The sequence below is a fragment of the Xanthomonas sp. 3307 genome (genome assembly GCF_014199735.1).
Lineage (GTDB): Bacteria > Pseudomonadota > Gammaproteobacteria > Xanthomonadales > Xanthomonadaceae > Xanthomonas_A > Xanthomonas_A rydalmerensis.
In genome coordinates, this window is the sequence record NZ_JACHOG010000003.1 from 163,123 (window position 1) to 184,548 (window position 21,426).

General features: G+C 70.3%; 17 protein-coding genes, 1 other RNA gene and 1 pseudogene. 8 read left to right on the top strand and 11 right to left on the bottom strand.

The genetic code is table 11. The annotated features are described in order from the left end of the window. Positions 1-95: 95 nt before the first annotated feature. From GGR64_RS09395 to GGR64_RS09405, 3 genes are all read right to left on the bottom strand, one after another. Complete coding sequence (locus GGR64_RS09395; protein ID WP_160967619.1) at positions 96-836, bottom strand: phosphoadenylyl-sulfate reductase; 741 nt, start codon at positions 834-836, stop codon at positions 96-98. Continuing rightward, positions 833-2,557, bottom strand: a complete 1,725-nt coding sequence (gene cysI, locus GGR64_RS09400) for an assimilatory sulfite reductase (NADPH) hemoprotein subunit (RefSeq protein ID WP_184645425.1) — start codon at positions 2,555-2,557, stop codon at positions 833-835. Before cysI ends, GGR64_RS09395 begins: the two co-directional genes overlap by 4 nt. Before the next feature lie 141 nt (positions 2,558-2,698). Continuing rightward, entirely contained in the window at positions 2,699-4,573 is a 1,875-nt protein-coding gene (locus GGR64_RS09405) for an assimilatory sulfite reductase (NADPH) flavoprotein subunit (protein ID WP_184645427.1), read from the bottom strand. Between the two features lie 194 nt (positions 4,574-4,767). Here GGR64_RS09405 and cysD point away from each other — a divergent pair, with 194 nt between their 5' ends. The 4 genes from cysD (at position 4,768) to GGR64_RS20835 (ending at position 10,909) form a co-directional block, all read left to right on the top strand. Continuing rightward, a complete protein-coding gene (gene cysD / locus GGR64_RS09410; RefSeq protein ID WP_184645429.1) occupies positions 4,768-5,676 on the top strand; it encodes a sulfate adenylyltransferase subunit CysD in 909 nt (302 codons plus the stop codon). Further along, positions 5,676-7,664: a sulfate adenylyltransferase subunit CysN gene (cysN, locus tag GGR64_RS09415; RefSeq protein WP_184645431.1), complete on the top strand. Its 1,989-nt coding sequence runs from the start codon at positions 5,676-5,678 to the stop codon at positions 7,662-7,664. The genes cysD and cysN overlap by 1 nt, the downstream gene beginning before the upstream one ends. Positions 7,665-8,096: 432 nt before the next feature. Further along, positions 8,097-10,775 carry a M1 family metallopeptidase gene (locus GGR64_RS09420; protein WP_184645433.1) on the top strand — a complete coding sequence of 893 codons (2,679 nt, stop codon included), beginning with the start codon at positions 8,097-8,099 and terminating at the stop codon, positions 10,773-10,775. A gap of 11 nt (positions 10,776-10,786) precedes the next feature. Next, positions 10,787-10,909: a hypothetical protein gene (locus GGR64_RS20835; protein ID WP_260302975.1), complete on the top strand. Its 123-nt coding sequence runs from the start codon at positions 10,787-10,789 to the stop codon at positions 10,907-10,909. Between the two features lie 37 nt (positions 10,910-10,946). Here GGR64_RS20835 and GGR64_RS09425 read toward each other — a convergent pair whose 3' ends face one another. Both GGR64_RS09425 and GGR64_RS09430 read right to left on the bottom strand, forming a co-directional pair. Next, positions 10,947-12,068 (bottom strand): glycosyltransferase family 4 protein, encoded by a 1,122-nt coding sequence (locus tag GGR64_RS09425; RefSeq protein ID WP_184645435.1) that lies wholly within the window; start codon positions 12,066-12,068, stop codon positions 10,947-10,949. Continuing rightward, positions 12,065-12,808, bottom strand: coding sequence for a polysaccharide deacetylase family protein (locus tag GGR64_RS09430; protein WP_160967633.1), 744 nt, complete (start codon positions 12,806-12,808; stop codon positions 12,065-12,067). Before GGR64_RS09430 ends, GGR64_RS09425 begins: the two co-directional genes overlap by 4 nt. A gap of 164 nt (positions 12,809-12,972) precedes the next feature. Here GGR64_RS09430 and GGR64_RS09435 point away from each other — a divergent pair, with 164 nt between their 5' ends. Continuing rightward, positions 12,973-13,530, top strand: coding sequence for a GNAT family protein (locus GGR64_RS09435; protein ID WP_160967635.1), 558 nt, complete (start codon positions 12,973-12,975; stop codon positions 13,528-13,530). 45 nt (positions 13,531-13,575) lie between these two features. Here GGR64_RS09435 and GGR64_RS09440 read toward each other — a convergent pair. Together GGR64_RS09440 and GGR64_RS09445 are read right to left on the bottom strand one after the other, a co-directional pair. Next, positions 13,576-13,651: non-coding RNA, sX9 sRNA (locus tag GGR64_RS09440), on the bottom strand. A gap of 65 nt (positions 13,652-13,716) precedes the next feature. Further along, entirely contained in the window at positions 13,717-14,775 is a 1,059-nt protein-coding gene (locus tag GGR64_RS09445) for a hypothetical protein (protein WP_160967637.1), read from the bottom strand. 479 nt (positions 14,776-15,254) lie between these two features. On the opposite strand from GGR64_RS09445, the gene GGR64_RS09450 reads away from it, so the two are divergent. The 3 genes and pseudogenes from GGR64_RS09450 to GGR64_RS21025 all read left to right on the top strand — a co-directional run. Beyond that, entirely contained in the window at positions 15,255-16,097 is an 843-nt protein-coding gene (locus GGR64_RS09450; RefSeq protein ID WP_184447020.1) for a TrmH family RNA methyltransferase, read from the top strand. 193 nt (positions 16,098-16,290) lie between these two features. Then, complete coding sequence (locus GGR64_RS20705; protein ID WP_017911958.1) at positions 16,291-16,380, top strand: tryptorubin family RiPP precursor; 90 nt, start codon at positions 16,291-16,293, stop codon at positions 16,378-16,380. 622 nt (positions 16,381-17,002) lie between these two features. Further along, positions 17,003-17,314: pseudogene (locus tag GGR64_RS21025) on the top strand (cytochrome P450); the annotation flags it as partial. A gap of 232 nt (positions 17,315-17,546) precedes the next feature. Here GGR64_RS21025 and GGR64_RS09460 read toward each other — a convergent pair. The 4 genes from GGR64_RS09460 to GGR64_RS09475 all read right to left on the bottom strand — a co-directional run bounded on the left by GGR64_RS09460 (position 17,547) and on the right by GGR64_RS09475 (position 21,413). Further along, positions 17,547-18,599: a LacI family DNA-binding transcriptional regulator gene (locus GGR64_RS09460; protein ID WP_184645439.1), complete on the bottom strand. Its 1,053-nt coding sequence runs from the start codon at positions 18,597-18,599 to the stop codon at positions 17,547-17,549. Positions 18,600-18,661: 62 nt separating this feature from the next. Further along, positions 18,662-20,080 carry a M28 family peptidase gene (locus tag GGR64_RS09465; RefSeq protein ID WP_184645441.1) on the bottom strand — a complete coding sequence of 473 codons (1,419 nt, stop codon included), beginning with the start codon at positions 20,078-20,080 and terminating at the stop codon, positions 18,662-18,664. Between the two features lie 94 nt (positions 20,081-20,174). Next, the gene (gene mscL / locus GGR64_RS09470; protein ID WP_160967647.1) at positions 20,175-20,594 is read right to left on the bottom strand and encodes a large-conductance mechanosensitive channel protein MscL; all 420 of its coding nucleotides are present in this window, start codon (positions 20,592-20,594) and stop codon (positions 20,175-20,177) included. Positions 20,595-20,705: 111 nt separating this feature from the next. After that, complete coding sequence (locus GGR64_RS09475; RefSeq protein ID WP_184645443.1) at positions 20,706-21,413, bottom strand: fumarylacetoacetate hydrolase family protein; 708 nt, start codon at positions 21,411-21,413, stop codon at positions 20,706-20,708. Between the last annotated feature and the right edge of the window lie 13 nt (positions 21,414-21,426).

Below are 21,426 nucleotides of genomic sequence, written 5' to 3' on the forward strand. Positions count from 1 at the left end.
CTCCTACGGAAAAGACACGGTGTGGTCGGTACGTCTGTCGCGGCTGAAGCCGCTCCTAGAGTTCCTACAACAGGCCGGGCGCGTGCTGGAGCGCGTCACAGATCCTCGTGGATCCCGCACTCGCGCTTGAGCCCGAAGAAGCGGGTGTCTTCCTCGCGCATGCCCGGTTCCCAGCGGCGGGTGGTGTGGAAGTCGCCGATGGAGACGTAGCCCTGCTCCCACAGCGGGTGATAGGGCAGGTCGTGCTGCTGCATGTATTGCCACAGGTCGCGGTCGCTCCAGTCGGCGATCGGGTTGATCTTGTAGCGGTCGCCGCGCTTCTGCACGAACGGGGTCTGCGCGCGGCTGTCGGACTGGCTGCGGCGCAGGCCGGTGAACCAGGTGCCGACCTTCAGTTCGTCCAGGGCGCGGCGCATCGGCTCGACCTTGCGCAGGTTGTTGTATTGCTCGATGCCGACCATGCCCTGTTCCCACAGGCGGCCGTGGCGCGCTTCCATCCAGGCACGGCTGACCAGCGGGCGGTAGATCTTGAGATTGAGCTTGAGCCGCTCGGTGAGCGCGTCGGCGAAGCGATAGGTTTCGGCGAACAGGTAGCCGGTGTCGATCAGGATCACCGGGATGTCCGGGCGCTGCCGGGTCAGCAGGTGCAAGGTGGCCGCCGATTGCGCGCCGAAGCTGGACGACAACGCGGGCTCGGCCGGGCCGTGCTGCAGCGCCCAGGCCACCCGCTCCGGCGCGGACAGCGTCGCCAGCAGCGCATTGGCGGCATCGAGATCCAGGGCTGGCGCCGGTGCGTTGGCGGAGACGTTGTGGGAGGCAGCGGGCAGAGCGCTCATGCGTGCAGTTCCGACGGAATCAGGTGACGGTGGGTGGGGTAGGCGGGCAGTTCGACCACGCCGGTGCGGTGCAGGAAGTCGCCGAAGCGCTCGTCCGCGCCGCGTTCGCTGGCATAGCGTGCGAACAGCGGTTCCAGCGCGGCGAGGATCTCCGGCTCGGCGATGTTCTCGCGGTACAGGGTGTTGAGGCGCTGGCCGCGGTGGTCGCCGCCGAGCATCAGGTTGTAGCGCCCCGGCGCCTTGCCGACCAGGGCGATCTCGGCCAGGTACGGCCGCGAACAGCCGTTCGGGCAGCCGGAGAGGCGCAGCAGGATCGGCGCGTCTTCCAGGCCGTGGCGGGCCAGCAACGGTTGCAGCTGCGCGGCGAAGGCCGGCAGGTAGCGCTCGGCCTCGGCCATCGCAAGACCGCAGGTCGGCAGGGCCACGCAGGCCATCGCCGCGCGCGCCAGCGCGGTGGGCGCGCGGTTGCCGGCGTCCAGCGCGTGCGCGCGCACCAGCGCGTCGATCGCGGCGCGTTGCGCGGCGGGAATGCCGGCGATCACCAGGTTCTGGTTCGCGGTCATGCGGAAGTGCGCACCGTCGCCGTCGTCGCGCAGGTGCGCGGCGATCGCGCGCAGGCCGCTGAGGTGCTGCGCGCCGTCGGCGTGGTCGGCGATACGCCCGGCGGGCAGCGACAGGGTCAGGTGCCAGCGGCCGTCTTCGCCTTCGTTCCAGCCGTCGCGGTCGCCGTTGTGCTCGAAGGCGAAGGCGCGCACGGGCTGCAGGCGCACGCCGGCGCGGCGCTCGATCTCCGCCACCACCGTGTCCAGGCCGTGGTCGTCGATGGTGTATTTGAAGCGTGCGCGCTTGCGCACCGTGCGGTTGCCCAGGTCGCGCTGGGTGGTGACCACGGCGGTGGCGACGTCGAGCAACTGCGCGCGGTCGATGAAGCCGACTACGTTGGCCACGCGCGGGTAGGTCTCCGCGTCGCCGTGGCTGGCGCCCATGCCGCCGCCAAGACTGACGTTGTAGCCAGCCAGCGTGCCGTCGGCGTCGAGCACGCCGATGAACCCCAGGTCGTTGGCGAACACGTCGACGTCGTTGACCGGCGGCAGTGCGAAGCCGATCTTGAACTTGCGCGGCAGGTAGGCGTTGCCGTAGATCGGCTCGTCCTCCTGGCCGCTGCCGGCGACCTGCTCCTCGTCCAGCCAGATCTCGTAGTAGGCGCGGGTGTTGGGCAGCAGGTGTTCGGACACGCGCGCGGCATCGGCATAGAGCGTGGCATGCGCCTGCGAGGCCAGCGGATTGGCGGCGACCTGCACGTTGCGGTTGACGTCGCCGCAGGCGGCCAGCGTGTCGATCAGCGCGGCGTTGATCGCCTGCATGGTCGCTTTCAGTTCGCGCTTGATCACCCCGTGGAACTGGAATGCCTGGCGCGTGGTGATGCGCAGCGAGTGGTTGCCGTAGGTGGTGGCGATGGCGTCGAGCTTGAGCCACTGCGCCGGATCCACCACCCCGCCCGGGGTGCGCGTGCGGATCATGAACTGGTAGGCCGGCTCCAGCTTCTGCCGGCGCCGCTCCTCGCGCAGATCGCGGTCGTCCTGCTGGTAGCTGCCGTGGTACTTGATCAGGGTCTGATCGTCCTCGCGCAGCGCCCCGGTGACCGGATCGGCCAGGCTCTGCAGCAGCGACCCGCGCAGCCGCTGGCTTTTGTGCTTGATGTCTTCGACGGAATGGGACATTGAAGGGCCGGGATTGGGGAATGGGGATTCGGGATTGGTGGAGCGAGCAGACGTGTGCTGACGGATCAAAGCCTTCGACAGCAACAGGCGCGCGGATCGCCGCTTCGACGAATCCCCAATCCCGACTCCCAAATCCCGGCCTCAATAGACATCGCGCGCATACCGCCCCTCCCGCTGCAATTGGCTGAGGTAGGCCGCGGCGTCCTCGGGGCTGTGGGCGCCGTGTTCGGCGACGAGCTCCAGCAGGGTGGCGTGCACGTCCTTGCCCATGGCGATGGCGCCGCACACGTACAGGTGCGCGCCGTTCTGCAGCCAGTCGTAGACGGCGCGGCCGTGTTCGCGCAGGCGCTGCTGCACGTACACCTTGGCTGGCGCGGCGGTGCCGTGCAGCGGCTGCACGTCGCGCGAGAACGCCAGGTCCAGCCGGTGCAGTTCGCCGCTGCGCAGTGCCTGCTGCCATTCGGTCTGGTAGAGGAAATCGCGGTTGAAGTGGCGGGCGCCGAAGAACAACCAGTTGCGGCCGCTGGCACCGCTTTCGGCGCGTTCCTGCACGAAGCCGCGGAACGGCGCCACGCCGGTGCCGGGGCCGATCATCACGATGTCGCGGCTGCCGTCGGCCGGCACCCGGAAGCGTTCGTTGGGTTCGATGTAGACCGGCGCGCTGTCGCCTTCGGCCAAGGCGGCCAGATAGCCGCTGGCGGCGCCGCCATGCGCATGGCCGTGTGCGTCATAGGCGAGGACGTCGACGGTGAGGTGGGCTTCGTCGCCGACCCGCTTTTGGCTGGAGGCGATCGAGTACAGCCGCGGGACCATCGGCCGCAGCGCCTGCAGCAGCGCGGCGTGGTCCCAATCCGCCGGCCAGCGACGCAGCACGTCGATCACTTGGTGATCGGCGAGCAGCGCCGCCAGGCCGGCGGTCTGGGTGGGGTCGAGCAGCTCGGTCAGCGCGGTCGCGCCGGCGCGTTCGGCCACCGCGGCGAGCAACGGGCGCGAGGCCCGGGTCAGTTCGCGGTGGCCGCTGAGCCACTCGTGCAGGGACAGTGTCTGCCCATCGGCAGTGAATTCGACGTCACCGTCCAGTCGGGTCGCGGTCAACACCGCCTCGACCAGCGCGGGCGGATTGCGATGGCGCACGCCCAAGGCATCGCCGGGTTCGTAGTGCAGGCCGCTGCCGGCCAGCGACAGTTCCAGGTGGCGCACGTCCTTGTCGGCCTGGCCGTGCGCGGCGTAGCGCGGCCCCTTGAAATCGCGGCCGCTGATCGGCTGGTTGGCCAGCACCTCGGCGGCGAACGGCTGGGTGCGGCTCCACGTCGCGGCGGCGGCGCCGCGCAGCGGCGTCACCGTGGCCGATGGCGCCGCGGGCGTGCGGCCCAGCACGGCGCGTGCCTGCGCCAGCGCCTGCGCGCGCCACGGCGCGGCTACCGTTTCGATCTCCAGGTCGGCCTCGCCCAGCGGCAGCAGCCGCTGCGCGCCGAGTTCGGCCAGGCGCGCGTCCAGGCGCCGGGCGATGCCGCAGAAATCGGCGTAGCTGGAATCGCCCAGGCCGAGCACGGCGTATTGCAGCTGCGGCAGCTTCGGCGCGCGCCGGCCCTGCAGGAACTCGACGAAGCCGATCGCATCGTCCGGCGGGTCGCCCTCGCCCTGGGTGCTGATGACCACGTACAGCAGACGCTCGTTGCCCAGCTCGCGGGTGGGATAGGCGTCGGCGCGCAGCAGCCGCACCGCCAGGCCAGCGGTTTCGGCCTCGGCGGCCACCTGTTCGGCGGCGCGACGCGCGTTGCCGGTCTGGCTGCCGTAGACGATGCTCAACTGCGGCGCGGGCGAGGGGGCCGCGGCAGCGCCGGCGACCACGGCCAGCGCCGGGGTCGCCGGCCCCTGCGCCTGGGCCAGGCCGGCGGCGTAGCCGGACAGCCACCACAGGCCGGCCGCGTCCAGGCCCTCCACGGTCCGCGCCAGCAATGCCTTGCGCTCCTCGGGCAAGGGGCTGGGCGGCAACGCGGGCGAGGCGGCGGTCATGGCCGGTCCGATGTATGAGGAAGGGATGGCCGATGTTAGGGATTCGTTGCGCGGTGCAGAAAGGAACAGGGGTTATCGGCTCATGCCCGGGGCTTATTTCTGCCGAGTGGCCAGCGGACGCACACTGCCGACCCGACTGCCACGACCGCTGCTACGCTTCGGTCCGGTCTCCACTGCCTGCCGCTGCCGTCTCGATGAGTTCGTCACCCCTGTCCCATCTCGACCGCCTCGAGGCCGAGAGCATCCACATCCTGCGCGAGGTCGCCGCCGAATTCCGCAACCCGGTGCTGCTGTATTCGGTGGGCAAGGACAGCTCGGTGCTGCTGCACCTGCTGCTCAAGGCGTTCGCGCCGGCGCTGCCGCCGATCCCGCTGCTGCACGTGGACACACGCTGGAAGTTCCGCGAGATGATCGCCTTCCGCGACCACCGCGCCGCCGAGACCGGCGTGGAGCTTCGCGTGCACATCAATCCCGACGGCGTCGCGCAGGGCGTTGGCCCGTTCAGTCACGGCGCCAGCGTGCACACCGACGTGATGAAGACCCAGGCGCTGAAGCAGGCCCTGGACCTGTGGAAGTTCGATGCCGCCATCGGCGGCGCGCGCCGCGACGAGGAGAAGGCGCGCGCCAAGGAGCGCGTGTTCTCGTTCCGCAACGCGCACCACCGCTGGGATCCCAAGCAGCAGCGTCCGGAGCTGTGGAATCTGTACAACCCGCGGATCCACCCCGGCGAGAGCGTGCGCGTGTTCCCGCTGTCCAACTGGACCGAACTGGACATCTGGCTGTACATCTACCGCGAAGCGATCCCGGTGGTGCCGCTGTACTTCGCCGCCGAACGCCCGGTGGTGGAGCGCGACGGCACGCTGATCATGGTCGACGACGCGCGCCTGCCGCTGCGTCCCGGCGAAACCCCGCAACTGCGCCGCGTGCGCTTCCGCACCCTCGGCTGCTACCCGCTGACCGGCGCGATCGAGTCGCAGGCCGACACCCTGGAGAAGATCATCGCCGAGATGCTGCAGGCCACCACCTCCGAACGCCAGGGCCGGATCATCGACCAGGATCCGGGCGCGTCGATGGAGCAGAAAAAGGTGGAGGGTTATTTCTGATGGGCCGGGAGTCGGGATTCGGGATTGGGGATTCGCAAGAGCGCAGTTCGGCGACGGATGCGGTGTCGGGAGGGAACGCTGTTACGAATCCCCAATCCCGAATCTCCAATCCCGTAGGCGGCGACGCAGTCGCCGCCTACTTGCAACAACACGAACACAAGCCACTGCTGCGCTTCATCACCTGCGGCAGCGTCGACGACGGCAAGAGCACGCTGATCGGGCGCTTGCTGTACGACAGCAAGCGGCTGTTCGACGACCAGTTGGCTGCGCTCGGTGCCGACAGCAAGCGCCACGGCACCCGCGGTGGGGCCATCGACTATGCGCTGTTGCTGGATGGCCTGGCCGCCGAGCGCGAACAGGGCATCACCATCGACGTGGCCTACCGCTATTTCGACACCGACCGGCGCAAGTTCATCGTCGCCGATTGCCCCGGGCATGCGCAGTACACCCGCAACATGGCCACCGGTGCGTCCACCGCCGACGTGGCGGTGGTGTTGGTCGACGCCGCCAAGGGGGTGCTGACCCAGACCCGCCGGCACAGCTACATCGTCGCCCTGCTGGGCATCCGCCACGTGGTGTTGGCGGTCAACAAGATGGACCTGGTCGAGTTCGATCAGGCGACGTTCGAGAGCATCGCCAGCGAGTACCGTGCGCTCGCCGCGCAACTGGGCATCGCCGACGTGCAGTGCATTCCGCTGTCCGCGTTGGAGGGCGACAACCTGTCGCAGCGCTCGCCGCGCATGCCCTGGTACGCCGGTCCGGCGCTGCTCGAGCATCTGGAAGGCGTGCAGCTGGATGCGCGCGGCGGCGACAGCGGCCTGCGCCTGCCGGTGCAGTGGGTCAACCGCCCGCACGCGCAGTTCCGCGGCTTCGCCGGCACCGTGGCGGCCGGTGCGGTGCAGCCCGGCGATGCGGTGGTGGTGCTGCCGTCGGCGCGGCGCGCGCAGGTGGCACAGGTGCTGGTCGGCGCCGAGCCGGTGCCGCGCGCGGTGGTCGGGCAGGCGGTGACCCTGACCCTGACCGAGGAGATCGACGTCAGCCGTGGCGACGTCATCGCCGCCGCCGGCGATCCGCCGGAGGTGGCCGACCAGTTCGCCGCGCACGTGCTGTGGATGGACGATGCCGCGCTGTTGCCGGGCCGCCCGTACTGGCTGAAGATCGGCGCGCGCACCGTGGCCGCCAGCGTCACCGAGATCAAGCACCGCATCGACGTCAACACGCAGGAGCGGCTGGCGGCCAAGCGGCTGGAACTCAACGAGGTCGGCTACTGCAACCTGGCGCTGGACCAGCCGATCGCCTTCGCCCCGTACGCGCAGGACCGCACACTCGGCGGTTTCATCCTGATCGACCGCCACAGCAATGCCACCGTCGCCGCCGGCACCCTGGATTTCGCGCTGCGCCGCGCCGGCAACGTGCACTGGCAGCACCTGGACGTGGACAAGGCCGCGCGCGCGCGGATCAAGGGACAGACGCCGAAGGTGCTGTGGTTCACCGGCCTGTCCGGCGCCGGCAAGTCGACCATCGCCAACCTGGTCGACAAGCGCCTGCACGCACTGGGCTACCACACCTTCATCCTCGACGGCGACAACGTCCGCCACGGCCTGAATCGCGACCTGGGCTTCACCGACGAGGACCGCGTCGAGAACATCCGTCGCGTCGCCGAAGTGGCCAGGTTGATGACCGACGCCGGCCTGATCGTGCTGGTCAGCTTCATCTCACCGTTCCGCGCCGAGCGGCAACTGGCGCGCGAGCGCTTCGGCGAGGGCGAATTCCTCGAGGTGTTCGTCGACGTCCCGCTGCCGGTGGCCGAGGCGCGCGACATCAAGGGCCTGTACGCCAAGGCGCGCGCCGGCCTGATCCCCAACTTCACCGGCATCGATTCGCCGTACGAAGCGCCGGAGCGGCCGGAACTGCACCTGCACGCCGATGGCGACAATGCCGAAGCGCTGGCCGCGCAGGTACTGGCGGCGCTGGGGCTGCAGGACTGAGGCGGGGAGCGAGGTTTTGCCGCTGGCGTGCCGGTGTCGATCATGTCGCCGTGCCCCTGTAGCGCCCTTGTAGGAGCGGCTTCAGCCGCGACCAGGCTTTCCCGGTAAAGTCCGGTCGCGGCTGAAGCCGCTCCTACAATCCAACTGCCGCCGCAACAAAATGAGCAATAGCAACGGCTTTCGCCCTTGCGGGCGAGTTACTTTGATCAGCCTTCGGCTGCTGAGAAGCGCTTCTTTTCTCGCGCAAAGAAAAAGGTAACCAAAAGGGTGGGTGCACAGCAGGAATCGTTCGTCGCGGCTGCATGGCAGTTGATTCCTACGACGAACTGCTCCCCGCGCGAGCGCTAGTGTTGTCCCACTGACCGTCATCACGTGACAGTCGCTTCCGCGCATGCTTAAGTCGTCGCCCTCCTCATCGGCGAAGACCCATCCATGCCAGCTCTGCCCCGTCGCGTGCTGTTCTCCGTCCTCGCGCTGTGCTGCGGCGCGGCCTGCGCGCAGGCGCCCGATGCGGTGCCGAGCGGGCGCCTGCCGGATTGGGCGGTGCCCGAGCACTATGCGCTGGACCTGAAGATCGATCCGGAGCGCACCGACTTCGACGGCACCGCCACCTTGCGCGTGCGCCTGGAGCGCGCTTCCGACCACCTGTGGCTGCACGGCAAGGAACTGCGGGTGCGCAAGGCCACGCTGCGCACCGCCGACGGCGCCTCGTTCCCGGTGCGTTACGCGCAGGCCGATGCACAGGCCGGTGTGGCCCGCATCGCCTTCGGGCGCACCCTGCAGCCGCAGGAGCTGACCCTCACCATCGTCTACAGCGCGCCGTTCAACCAGCAGTTACAGGGCCTGTATCAGGTCAAGGCGCAGGGGCATGCCTACGCCTTGACGCAGATGGAACCGATCAGCGCGCGCTACGCCTTTCCCGGCTTCGACGAGCCGGCGCTGAAGACGCCGTTCGCGCTGCGCCTGACCGTGCCCGACGGCGAGCAGGCGCTGGCCAATACCCGCGCCGAGTCCACCGAGCCGGCCGGCAAGGGCTGGAAGACGGTGCGCTTCGCCGAGACCGTGCCGCTGCCGACCTACCTGGTGGCCTACGCGGTCGGGCCGTGGGACGTGGTCGACGGACCGGTGCTGCCGGCCACGCCGCAGCGCCCGCAGTCGATTCCGCTGCGCGGCGTGGCCGCGCACGGGCAGGGGCCTCGCATCCAGCGCGCGCTGCAGCAGACACCGGACATCATCGCCGCGCTGGAGGACTACTACGACTTCGGCTATCCGTTCGACAAGCTGGACCTGGTGGCCGCGCCGGACTTCTCCGCCGGCGCGATGGAGAACCCCGGCTTCGTCACCTTCCGCGACTGGCTACTGCTGCTGGACGACGATTCGCCGCGGCACAACGTCGAGGGCTCGTTCAACGTCACCGCGCACGAACTGGCGCACCAGTGGACCGGCGACACGGTGACCATGGCCTGGTGGAACGACCTGTGGCTCAACGAGGCCTTCGCCACCTGGATGCAGCAGAAGATCACCATGCGCCTGCGTCCGCAGTACCGCGCCGACCTGGACCGCATCAGTGCCGCGCAGGACGCGATGAACAACGACAGCCTGGTCAGCGCACGCAAGATCCGCCAGCCGATCACCGGTAACGGCGACATCGAGACCGCCTTCGACAGCATCACCTACCGCAAGGGCGCCGCGGTACTGGGCATGTTCGAGCAGTTCGTCGGTGAGGACACCTTCCGCAGCGGCATGCGCAGCTACATCCGCGCGCACCGCTTCGGCAACGCCACTGCCGACGATCTGGTCGACGCCATCGCCGCCGCCGCCGGCAAGGGCGAGGATTTCAAGGCCGCGTTCCGCAGCTTCCTCGATCAGCCGGGCGTGCCCTACCTGCAGGCGCGGCTGCAGCCAGCGTCGGGCGGTGCGGTGCTGCAACTGCACCAGCAGCGCTTCCTGCCGCTGGGCTCGCGCGGCAGCGCCGCGCAGACCTGGGGCGTGCCGATGTGCGTCAAGTACGGCACGCGCCAGGGCGTGCGCCGCGCCTGCCAGATGCTGTCGGCCAGCGACGGCCGTCTCGTGCTCGCCGGCGCCGATGCCGACAGCTGGGTGATGCCGAACGCCGGCGGCACCGGCTACTACCGCTTCGCCCTGCCCAAGCCGCAACTGGCCGCGCTCGGCCACCATCTCGATGCGCTCGACGACGCCGAGAAGCTGGCCTACGCCGATGCCATCGACAGCGCCTTCCGCACCGGCGACGCCGACACCGCCGACGTGATCGCGGCGATGCGGCAACTGGCGCCGGCCAAGGCCACGGCGGTGGCCACCGCGATGAACGATCGCATCGCGTGGATCTGGCGGGTGCTGGCGCGCGACGAGGCGCAACGGGATGCGCTGCGCTTGGCGACCGAAGCCGCGTTCGGTGCACGCCTGCAGGCGCTTGGCTATCAGCGCCGCGCCGGCGATAGCGACGAGGATGTGGCGCTGCGCTCCAACCTGGCCGAGTTGCTCGGCGTGACCATGGGCGTGCCGGCGGTGCGGCAGGCGCTGCTGGCCCAGGGCGATGCGGTGCTGGCCGGCAAGGGGAGCACGTTGGAGTTCGCCGCCGCCAACCCGGATCTGCTCGGCGCAGCACTGACCGTGGCGGTGCAGGAGCGCGGTGCGCCGGCGGTGGACGCGTTGATCGCGGCCTTGCGTGGTCATGGCGAGCCGGCCCAGCGCAACGCGATGATCGCCGCGCTCGGTGCCGTGCGCGAGCCGCAGCAGTTGCAGAAGGTGCGCGATTTCGCCCTGACCGATGCGATCAAGGTCGGCGAGATGGCCAGCCTGTTGATGGGCGGGCATGCCGAGCCGGCGACGCATGCCTCGATGTGGCCCTGGTACACGGCCCACTTCGATCGCATCGTGACGCGCTCCGGTTCCTTCGACGGCGGCCGCTTGCCGGCGCTGGCCGCCGCCGGTGGCTGCGACGCCGCCGAAGCGGATCGACTGGAGGCGTTCTTCACGCCGCGCCTGAAAACGCTCAGCGGCGCCGACCGCGGCCTGGCGCAGACCGCCGAAACCATTCGCCTGTGCAGTGCGCTGCGCGAGCGGCAGCACATCGCCGGCGCGCCGCGCTAAGCACGCCGAGCGTGCGCGGCGCAGGCCGCGCCACGCGTGCGCTGCTGGCGCCGTACACCCGCTCGCCGGATGCGGTGCAGCAGCGTCTGCAGCCACTGGAAGCGCAGACGCTGTCGATCGGCAGCCGCCCCTGAGCGAAATCGCGCAGGCCAGCTCGTTCGGTGCATTCGCTCAGGCCGGATCGGTGCGCGACGGCGCCAGCGGTCGCGGCGCGCAGCGCGGCTGCTGCAGCAGGTGCACGAACTGCGCGGCGATCACCGCGCCGCCGAAATGGCGCTGCACGAAGTCGCGCCCGGCCTGGCCCATGCGCTGGCGGCGTTCGCTGTCGCACAGGCGCAGGATCGCATCGCGCCAGCCGTCCACGTCGCCGGGCGTGAGCAATTCGCCGCTGACCCCGGGGTCCAGCGTCTCTGCGGTGCCGCCGACGTGGCTGGCCAGCACCGGCACGCCACTGGCCTGCGCCTCCACCGAGACCCGGCCGAAGGTTTCCGGCGCCAGCGACGGGAACGCCAGCATCGACATCGCGTTGTAGTACGGGGTGGTGTCGTTGACCCAGCCGACGAAGCGGTGGCGCTCGCCGTGCGGCTGCGCCGCGGCCTGCGCCTGCAGCTGCGCCGCGTCCGGGCCGTCGCCCAGCCACAGGCAGTGCAGCCGCGGCTCCTGCGCCATCGCCGCCGAAGCGGCCTCCAGCAACGGGAAGATGCCCTTGCCGGCGTGCATGCGCCCGCTGTAGCCGAGCACGATCGCGTCCTCGGGCAACCGCTGCGCGGCGCGGATGGCGCGGCCGCGTTCCGGATCCGGGCGCAGCCGTTCCATGGTCACCGGGTTGTACAGCACCTGCACCAGCGCCTCGGGCACGCCGCATTCCAGGTAGGCCTGCCGCGCATAGTGCGACACCGCGAAGAAGCGCGCCGCCAGGCGCGGGATCGCGTAGCCGGACAGCGCGCTCATCGCCGGCGTGCGGTGGCGGAACAGCGCGACGGGGATACCCAGCGCGCGCCCGGCCAGCAGCAGCGGCCAGTACTCCTTGCCGAAGTTGCCGACCAGCCAGTCCGGCCGGCTGCGCCGCGCCACCCGCAGCAGCGGTCCGTAGCCCTCGGGATCGAGCACGTTGCGGAAGTGCCCGACGTGCACGGTGATGCCGCTGCGGCGCAACTCGTCGGCGATCAGGCCGCCCTCGCAGGCGATGACCTCCACCTGGTGGCCGACGCCGGCCAGCGCCTGCGCCAGCGCGACGAAATGCGTGGCCGCGCCGGTGTTTTCGGGATTGGTGCCGACGAACAGGAATTTCATCCGCGGCGGTCCTCGTAGGCGGTGAACGCGCGCAGCGCGAACTGCGGCAGCAGGTGATGGCGCGCGACCTGGATGCGCGGGTAACGCATCGGGTCCGAGCCGGCCAGCGCGCGGCCGCGGCGGGTGCTGGTGGCGGCGGTGTAGCCGGCCTCCCGCACCACGTCGGCGACGCGGTCGTCGACATCGCCGTAGGGGTAGCAGAACTGCGGCACCGCCTCGCCGAGCAGGTCCTCCAGCTCGCGCTTGCAGCCGCCGATCTCCTCGCGCAGGGCCGCATCGCTGCAGCCGGTCAGGTGCGGGTGCGAGCGGGTGTGCGCGCCGATTTCCATGCCGCCGGCGCGCCACTGACGCAGCTCGGCGAGGTTCATCAGCGGCTTCTCGATGCCGAGCTTCTGCGCATCCCACACGTTGTGGCGGCCGATGCAGCCGCTGACCATGTACACCGTGGCGGTGAAGCCCAGCCGCTGCAGCACCGGCAACGCCGCCTGCAGGTTGTCCAGGTAGCCGTCGTCCAGGGTGACCACCGCGATCTTCCCCTCGCGTTCGCCGCGCAGGTAGGGCATGGCGTCGGACATGGACACGCCGCGGTAGCCCAGCCGCTGCAGCAGGCGCATCTGCCGGGCGAAACGGCCGGGGCTCACGTACAGGCTGCGGTACACCTGCAGGTGGCGCGGCGCCTCGGCCACGTTGTGGTACATGAAAATCGGAATGCGGGCCGTGGCGGCGGTGTCGGAAGGCATCGGGGAACGGCTCGGTGACGGAAGGGCGATGTGCGGCGCGGGAGTCTACCGGGCCTGGCTTTCGCTGGTCTGTCGGGTAAAACCCTCAGTCGTAGACGATTGCGACGCCGCGGCGACCGCGGCCGGCGGCTATGCTGCGGGGCCCCTTGCCGCAGGAGCCGCCGATGTCCGAGACCGCCGCTGCCGCCCCCTGGCGCGATCTGCAACTGCACCTGGACGGCATCGTGCTGCGGCGCTGGCGCCCCAGCGACCTGGACGCACTGGTCCGGCATGCCGACGACAGCGAGGTGGCGCGCGGGCTCAGTCGGCGCTTTCCGCATCCCTACACGCGTGCCGATGGCGAGGCCTTCCTGGGCGGGCAGGTGATCGACCTGAACGATCCGGTGCTGGCGATCGAGATCGGCGGCGAGGCCTGTGGCGGCATCGGCTTGCACCCAGCGGCGCAGCCGGCGCCGGACCAGGCCGAGCTTGGTTACTGGCTCGGCCGCGCGCACTGGGGCCATGGCCGGATGACCCGCATCGTCGCCGCCTACCTGGACTGGGCGGTGCCGGCGCTGCGCCTGCAGCGGATCGAAGCGCTGGTGCTGCCGGACAACGCCGCTTCGGCGCGCGTGCTGCAGAAGAGCGGCTTCGCCGAGATCGGCACGCGTCGCGAGTTGTCGTTGCGTGACGGACAGCCGCGCGACCTGCGGCTGTTCGCGCGGACCTGGCCGGCGGCCTGAGCGGCGCGTCGCTCGCGGTGAGCGACGCGCTGCAGGCCCAAGCCTGGCTGACAAAATGTCGCGAGCAGCCGCCTGGTGGGTGCCGATGGCGCGGAGGAACCGCAGTATGCAAGTGGTACACGAGTTCCGAGCGCCGTCCGCGCGTGCCTGGTGGCTTCGCAGCCGTTTTGTTGCCCGCTCTGGGCCTCAGTAGGAAATGGTTGCGGAGGTCGCGGTGGTATCCACCGCGTAGTTGCATTGCACGTCCAGGCCCGAACTGTCGCTGTACGACGCCCAGGCCGGCGACGTCACCTGCTGCATGCGGTAGTCGTACACGCCGATCGCGTCGAAGGTGATGCTGCCGTCCGGCGGATACTGGTCGCAGCTGTCTACTGCATAGACCTCCAGCGCGCCGCCCACCACCAGGTGCCTGGCCGAATTGATGTTGTAGGTGGTGCTGAGCCGCACGCTCTGGCCGGTGGTGACGTTGCGCGTGTCCACGTTCCAGTTCGAGCAGGGCAGGCCGTTGTTGCAGGTCGCGTAGGTGTCGCCGACGATCTGGTCGCCGGCCTTGGCCGCAATGAAGTCGCTGTGCCACACCATGCCGTCCTGGCAGCAGTTCCAACTGCTCAGGTCCCAGCTGTTGTTGTAGCCGCGGTAGCCTAGGACCGGTTGCAGGATCGTCGGATCGTCGCTCTGCAGCCCCGGGAAGAAGTACACCGTCTGCTGCGCCACGTTGGTCGGGTTCTGCGGCACGGTCCAGCGCGCGACGATGCGGCCCATCTTGTTGCCGGTCACCTCGATGGCCGATTGCACCCAGTCGTGGGTGATCGGCGGCGGCACCGCGCCGTGTGCGCTCGATGCCCGCAGCGCGGCGTTGCCGCGCAGTTGCCTGCCATCCAGGCCGCGTCCGTCGGGATGGACGCGGATGCCATTGGGCATGAAGTTGTCCTGGGCGCAGGCCTGGGCTTGTTCGCGCACGCCATCGGCATGCTGCAGGCGGCCGTCGGCGAGCACGCGCTCGCTGCGCTGGACCTGGCGCACGCAGGCCGGTGCGAAGTAACCGAAGGGCGTCTGCACGTAGTCGTCGGGTACGTCGGCGGGCTTGTGCGTGGCGGGCAGGGCGCCGACCCGCGCAAGCCGGGCGTCGGGCGCGGCGGTCTGTGCCAGTGCGCTGGCGCTCAGGCCGAGCAGGGGCAGCAACAGCAGCAGTGCGCCACCCAGGCGGCGCGCGGACGAGGAAAACGGACGGATGTCGGAGTGCATGGGAGTCGCCTTGTCGTGAGAATGCGGAGTGCGTTCTCGGGAGGCCGCGGAGCTGCGCGCGCATGGCAGGCGCAGGTGATCGCAGGCATCCCGTCTGCGAAGCGAGTGGCGCGGGAATCTGTGGTCGAGGAGGCCTGCGTGGTCGCGGAAGGAGCCGCGACCATGGACCCGATACGCGTGCCGCGCTTGTCGGATTTGCGCATGTGTCGCCGCGAATCCTGCATGATGCCGGGCGAGGGCGAACTGCTTCACGGTGCCTGCCGGAATACGGGTAGCGCTTTGCGTGGCGTAGCGTAGACAAGTGCCGGCACCGCGATTGGCACGTCGGGGCAGCCGACGGCGCGCGGATGAGCGAAAATCCCCACAGCGCGCCGTCGTGGCGAGCGCCCCCGCGTTTTCCAGGAGATTCCCATGCGTCATGCCCTTCGTTCCCGCTGCGCCGCCCCGGCCTGGCGCGCTTGCGCCGCGGGCGTGCGCCGATGACCTCGCCCTGGGGCAACCGCCCGCGCGGGGGGCATCCCCCCTCTCCCCCCGGGAGAGGGGCCGGGGGTGAGGGTACGGCAGCCGCAGCGCCCCGTAACGAACTGCGCCTCTACGGCCTCAACGCCGTGCGTGCGGTGTACGCGCGGCGGCCGGAAGCGATCCGCAAGCTGTACCTGAGCGAGGCACGGATCCCGGCGCTGCAGCCGCTGTTGAAGTGGTGCGTGGCCAACCGCGTCGGCTACCGCGTGGTGGACGAGGCCGATCTGCACAAGCTCGCCGCCAGCAGCCACCACGAAGGCGTGGTCGCCGACGTGCTGCGTGTCGCGCCGCTGGCCTTGGCCGACTGGCTGCAGACATTGGCGCCGGGGCCGGCGATGGCGCTGTGGCTGGATGGCGTCGGCAATCCGCACAACTTCGGCGCGATCCTGCGCTCGGCGGCGCATTTCGGCGTGGGCGCGATCCTGTTGCCGGAGCAGGCCGCACTGGCGCTGTCCGGTGCCGCCGCGCGCGTGGCCGAGGGCGGTGCCGAGGCGGTGCCGCTGGTACGGCTGCCGCCCACGGCGCAGGCCCAGGCGCAGTTGCGTGGCGCGGGCTTCGCCCTGGCGGCGACGCTGGTGGCTGGCGGCGACGATCTGTTCGCCACCGCCTTGCCGCAACGCCTGGTCTACGTGATGGGCGCCGAGAGCGACGGCATGGACCGCGACTTCGCGCAGGCCTGCGACCTGCGTCTGTCCATCCCGGGCAGCGGCGCGGTGGAAAGCCTCAACGTCGCCGCTGCCACGGCGGTGTTGCTGGGGACCTGGCGCAGCCGGCATCCGCACGACCACGTGACGCGCTGAGCACGGCGTCACGCCCTGAGCGCGCGCTGCATTTGGCTACGCGATAGTGTGCGCGGCGGCCGGTTTCGGGTTTGCGGGGCGCGCGTCGGCGGCGTAGCGTCGCGCAGGCGCATCCATGAGGCCGCGCCTCGTGCGATGCGCATCAGCACGACCGTGCAGTTCCCCCGAAAGGGTCATCGTCACTCCTGCGGAGATGTCGCTCATGAAACTGCTGTTCTCCATCAAGCACCTGCTGTCGTCGAAGAAGCCGCTGAAGTCGTACGCCTGGTACATCTGGTACTGAGCGCTGCGTGTCTTGCCGCACGGCGAGCCGTGCGGCCGGTGTCCGGCGGATGCGCTTCGCCGGGCGCCGATGCTTCGGGAGAGTCGGGATGTCCGCCATCATGGTCGACCGCGATGCGCGCGCCACCGTGTTCGCGCCGCGTCTGCAGGCATTGCTGCGCACGCATCTGGGGCAGGACGCGTTCCGCCTGGACGCGGACACCATCGGCGTCGCCGGCGCCGCGCTGAGCGACCGCCTGCTCGCGGCGCGGCCGGCCACCGAACACGAACGGCCGACCTTCAAGCCGCTGCACGGCCGTTCGATCGCGCGCAGCGAAGCGGCAAAGTTGATGCAAGCGATCGGCCGCGACGTGCGCGAGGCGCTGAAGCGTCCGGTGCCCGCGACGCTCGACCTGTCCGGCCCGTGGCCGCACGTCGGCCACGTCTATCTGCGCGATCTGCTGCTCGGCGGCGATCCATGGCGGCTGCGCCTGCTGATGGACCGCACGCTGGAACTGACCCCGCGGCTGACCTGGGCGGCGATCGCCGCCGGCGCGCTCGCACCGCTGGCCCCAGGCGACGATGCCTCGACCCTGGCAACCCTGTTGTCCGCGGCCGGCAGCTACCGCGAGCGCCGCGACGCCATGGGCCTGTACCGGCGCACCGCCGCGCCGGTGTGCTTCACCATTTCTACTCTGGTCGCCAACGCGCTGTGGCTGGGGTCGCCGTTCGACGCCAACGCGTCCAACCGCAACATCCTCTACGAAACCCTGCGCCTGCTGCCGCCGTCCTGGAACATCCTGCGCAATGCCTCGCCGGAATACGGCGCGCTGGACCCGCGCATCGGCGCTGCCGACGACGTGCTGGTGCTGCCCTTGCTCAGTCATCGCGATCCGGCATTGTGGGAGGAGCCGGACGTGTTCCGCCCCAAACGCTGGGATGGCCTGGACCCGGATGCGCTGCCGGGCTATCTGCCGTTCGGGCACGCGGCCGAGCGTTGCTGGGGACGACACATGGTCATGCCACTGGCGGAGCGGCTGCTGGATCTGCTGCGCGGGCAGGACCTGGTCGCGGACCCGCAGCAGCGGTGCGCCGCGGTGCCGTTGACCGGCCTGCTCGGCGTGGCCCAGGTCGAGGTGGTCCGGCATGCGCGCGCGTGAGGCATTGCCTGTCGCGCCGTGACGACGATCAGCGCGGTGCGGGCGACGCGGTGGAGCCGCGCGTGACCAGGGTGTAGTCGAGTATCTGGTGGGTGCCGCGGCTGGCCAGGCCGTCGCGGCGCTGGCGGATCTCGCCGAGCAGCAGCGCCACCGCCGCCCCGCCCATCGCCGCGACCGGCTGGTGGATGGTGGTCAGCTCCGGCCAGATCGTGGTCGCCACCGGCGTGTCGTCGAACCCGGCGATCGACAGATCCTCGGGTACGCGCAGGCGCAGCCCGTGCGCGATCGCCAGCGCCGCCGCCGCCATGTCGTCGTTGCTGCACAGGATCGCGCTGGGGCGCGGGGTGACCTGCAGCAGCGCGGTGGCCGCGAGCAGGCCGGAGCGGTAGGTGAACATGCCTTCGGCCACGCGCTCGGGTGCCACCGTCAGCCCGGCCCGGGCCATGGTGTCGAAGAACGCGCGGCTGCGCAGCGCGCTGGGCGTGTGGCCGGGATCGCCGCTGACGAAGCCGATGTCGCGGTGGCCCAGGTCGAGCAGGTGCTGGGTGAGCGCGCACGCGGCCTGGTAGTCGTCGATGCGCACCGAGCTGACCCCGGGCATCGGTGCGCCGGTGGCCACCGCCACCAACGGGATGCCGCGCGCGTCGAGTTCGGCGATGGTGTGCCGCGCATCGCACAGCGGCGGCGGCAGGATCAGGCCATCGGCACCGGCATCGAGCAGGCGTTCGGTGGCGGCGCGTTGGCTGTCGCTGTCGTCGCTCTTTTCCACCAGCACCTGGCAGCCTTCCAGGCTGCTTTGCTCGAGCACGCCGAGCATGAACTGGTTGAGGTAGGCCGCGCTGGGATTGCTGTACAGCACGCCGATGCGTGCCAGTCCTGCGGTGCGCAGCGAACGGCCGGCGAGGTTGGGGCGGTAGCCCAGCGCCTGGATCGACGCTTCGACGCGCTCGCGCATGGTCGCGCTCACGCGCGGGTGGCGGTTGATCACGCGCGAAGCAGTCATCGGCGACACGCCCGCATGGCGGGCCACATCCAGCAACGTCACCGCTGAGCCCGCGCGACGTTGCCGTATGCCCATCAAAGGTCCTGGCGCTGCTGCGAAGGGAACGCCCGCGCGCGCATCCTGCGCAGGGCCAACGCACTTTACTCCCTGGGCGGTTCCACTGTCTTGGCCTGGCTGCCGAAACCACCGTCGGCCTGCGCGGCCAGATACGCGAACACCGCGTATGCAGCGACGTTCTGCGCCAGCGCCTTCGGGTCGATCTTGTCCAGGGTGTCGTCGGCGGTGTGATGCAGATCGAAGTAGTCGCTGCCGTCCTGCGCCAGCCAGGCCCAGGCGCCGCCCTTGGCCGCGAGCGGACCGACATCCGGGCCCGGGCCGCCGGCCTCCGGCGCATAGGCGATGCCGAGCGGCGCCAGCGCCTCGGCGATCTGCCGGGTCGCCTCACGCGAGCCGGCGTCGTCGCCCGAGCCGGTATTGAAGGCGTAGATGCGGCCGGCGCCGAAGTCGCTCTCGGCGGCGATCTGGTGCCGCGCCACGTCCTGCGCATGCGCCTGCGCGTAGGCCTTGCCGCCGTACAGGCCCTGCTCCTCGTTGGCGAAGGCGATCACGCGGATGCTGCGCTTGGGTGCCTGCTTGAGCTGGCCGATCAGATGCCCGGCGGCCATGCTGATGGCCACGCCGGCACCATCGTCGATCGCGCCGGTGCCCAGGTCCCACGAATCCATGTGCCCGCCGATCAGCACCACCTCGTCGGGCAGCGTGCGCCCGGTGATCTGCCCGATCACGTTGTAGGAGGTGGCGGTGCCATCCCAGCCGCAGTCCAGCGCCAGGCGCAGGCGCACCGGGCCGCGCGCGAGCAGGCGCGTCAGCTGGTTGGCGTCGGGCACAGAGAGCGCTGCCGCCGGCACCGGCGTCAGCCCCTCATCGAAGCGGGTGATGCCGGTATGCGGCACGCGGTGCGAATCGGTGCCGGCCGAGCGCATCACGAAGCCGATGGCGCCCTTGCGGATCGCTTCCGACGGCCCCTTGCTGCGTACCGCGCCGCCGTTGCCGTAGTCCTTGCCGTCGCGGGTGCGCAGCATCTGGTAATCGACGAAGGCGATCTTGCCGCGCAGTGCGTCGGCCGGCGCCGCCTGCAATGCGGCCAGGTCGGCGAAACGCACCACCTCGGCTTCGACCGTGCCGCCCGGGCTGCCGCCCAGCGCGGTGATGGTCAGCGGTTGCGCGTGCGCGCCGAGCACCTGCGCGTGTTCGCTGCGGCGTTCCCATTTCGGAAACGTCACCGGCTCGGTCCAGACCTTGTCGAAGCCCAGCGCCTTGAACTTGGCGGTGGCCCAGGCCACCGCACGCGCATCGGCTTCGCTGCCGGCCATGCGCGGGCCGATTTCGGTGGTCAGCGATTCCACGACCTTCCAGCCGGTATCGTCGGCCAGTGCCTGCTCGCGCAAGGTCGCCGCGTCGCGCAGCGCCGCCTCCGGAATACGCGTGGCGTCGGCGGCCATGGCGGCAGTGGAGGACAGGCCGAGGACGGCAGCGATGACGAGGGCGAGACGGCGCATGGCGGATTCCGCGAACACAGGAACGGCCAGCTTAGCAGTGCCTCACCACGATGCACCGCGCGGCCTGCAGGGTGCAGGCCGCGCGACGCTGCGCTTATTCGGGACGCGCGTCGTGCTTGAGCGAATCGCGGATCTCGCGCAGCAGCAGCACTTCCTCGGTCGGTGCCTTCGGCGCCGGCGGTTCCTTGCGTGCGATGCGGTTGATCGCCTTGACCAGCATGAAGATGGCGAAGGCCACGATCACGAACTGGATGATGGTGTTGAGGAAATCGCCGATGCCGATCACCACGGCCGGTACCGGCTTGCCCGCCGCGTCCACCGTGGCCGCCTTCAGCGTCCATGCCCAGCGCGAGAAGTCCACGCCGCCCGCGAGCATTCCGATCGGCGGCATGATGATCTTCTCCACCAGCGCGGTGACGATCTTGCCGAACGCGGCGCCGAGCACCACGCCGACCGCCAGGTCCAGCACGTTGCCGCGCATGGCGAATTCCTTGAATTCGCGGATCATGCTCATCGGAACTCCTCTTCTTGTCAGTGCGGGCCTGTCGCCGCGGCGCTAGCCTAGCGCAGTCGCTGTGGTGGTCGGATCACAGCCGTGCGCATGCCGCGCGAGCGGCGCGCCCGCTCAGCCGACGATGCGACCGTGACGCTCGGCCACGTTCTCCAGGCGCGCGCTGAAGCGGTCGCCCGGGCGCAGCGCGGCCACGCCGGCCGGCGTGCCCATGAACACCAGGTCGCCGGCGCGCAGCGCGAACAGCTTGGACAGTTCGTGCAGGATCTCCGGCACGTTCCAGATCATCTGCTCCAGCAGCGACTGCTGGCGCACCTCGCCGTTGACTTCCAGCGACAGGTTCAACGCCTCCAGCGCACCGACCTCGCCAGCCGGGACCAGCTCGCTGATCGGCGCCGAGGCATCGAAGCCCTTGGCGATGTCCCACGGCAGGCCCTTGGCCTTGGCCGCGGCCTGCAGGTCGCGACGGGTCAGGTCCAGGCCCACGCCATAGGCCAGGATCAGTGCCTCGGCGCCTTCCACCGGCAGCACGCCCGCGGGCGCGTCCTGGCCCAGCGCCACCACCAGTTCCACCTCGTGGTGCAGGTCCTGGGTCGCGGACGGGTAGGGAATGGCCTCGTCGCCGATCACCAGCGCATCGGCCGGTTTCATGAAGAAGGTCGGCTGGCCGCGCTCGGCCTTCGAGGCGGGCGCACTGGCGCCCATCTCGCGCGCGTGGTCGGCAAAGTTGCGGCCCACGCAGTAGATGCGATGCACCGGGAACAGGCCCTGGCCGCGCACGGGAACGCGCGGAGCCTCGGCAGCGGCGAACAGGTCTTTCATGGGCGTGCATCCA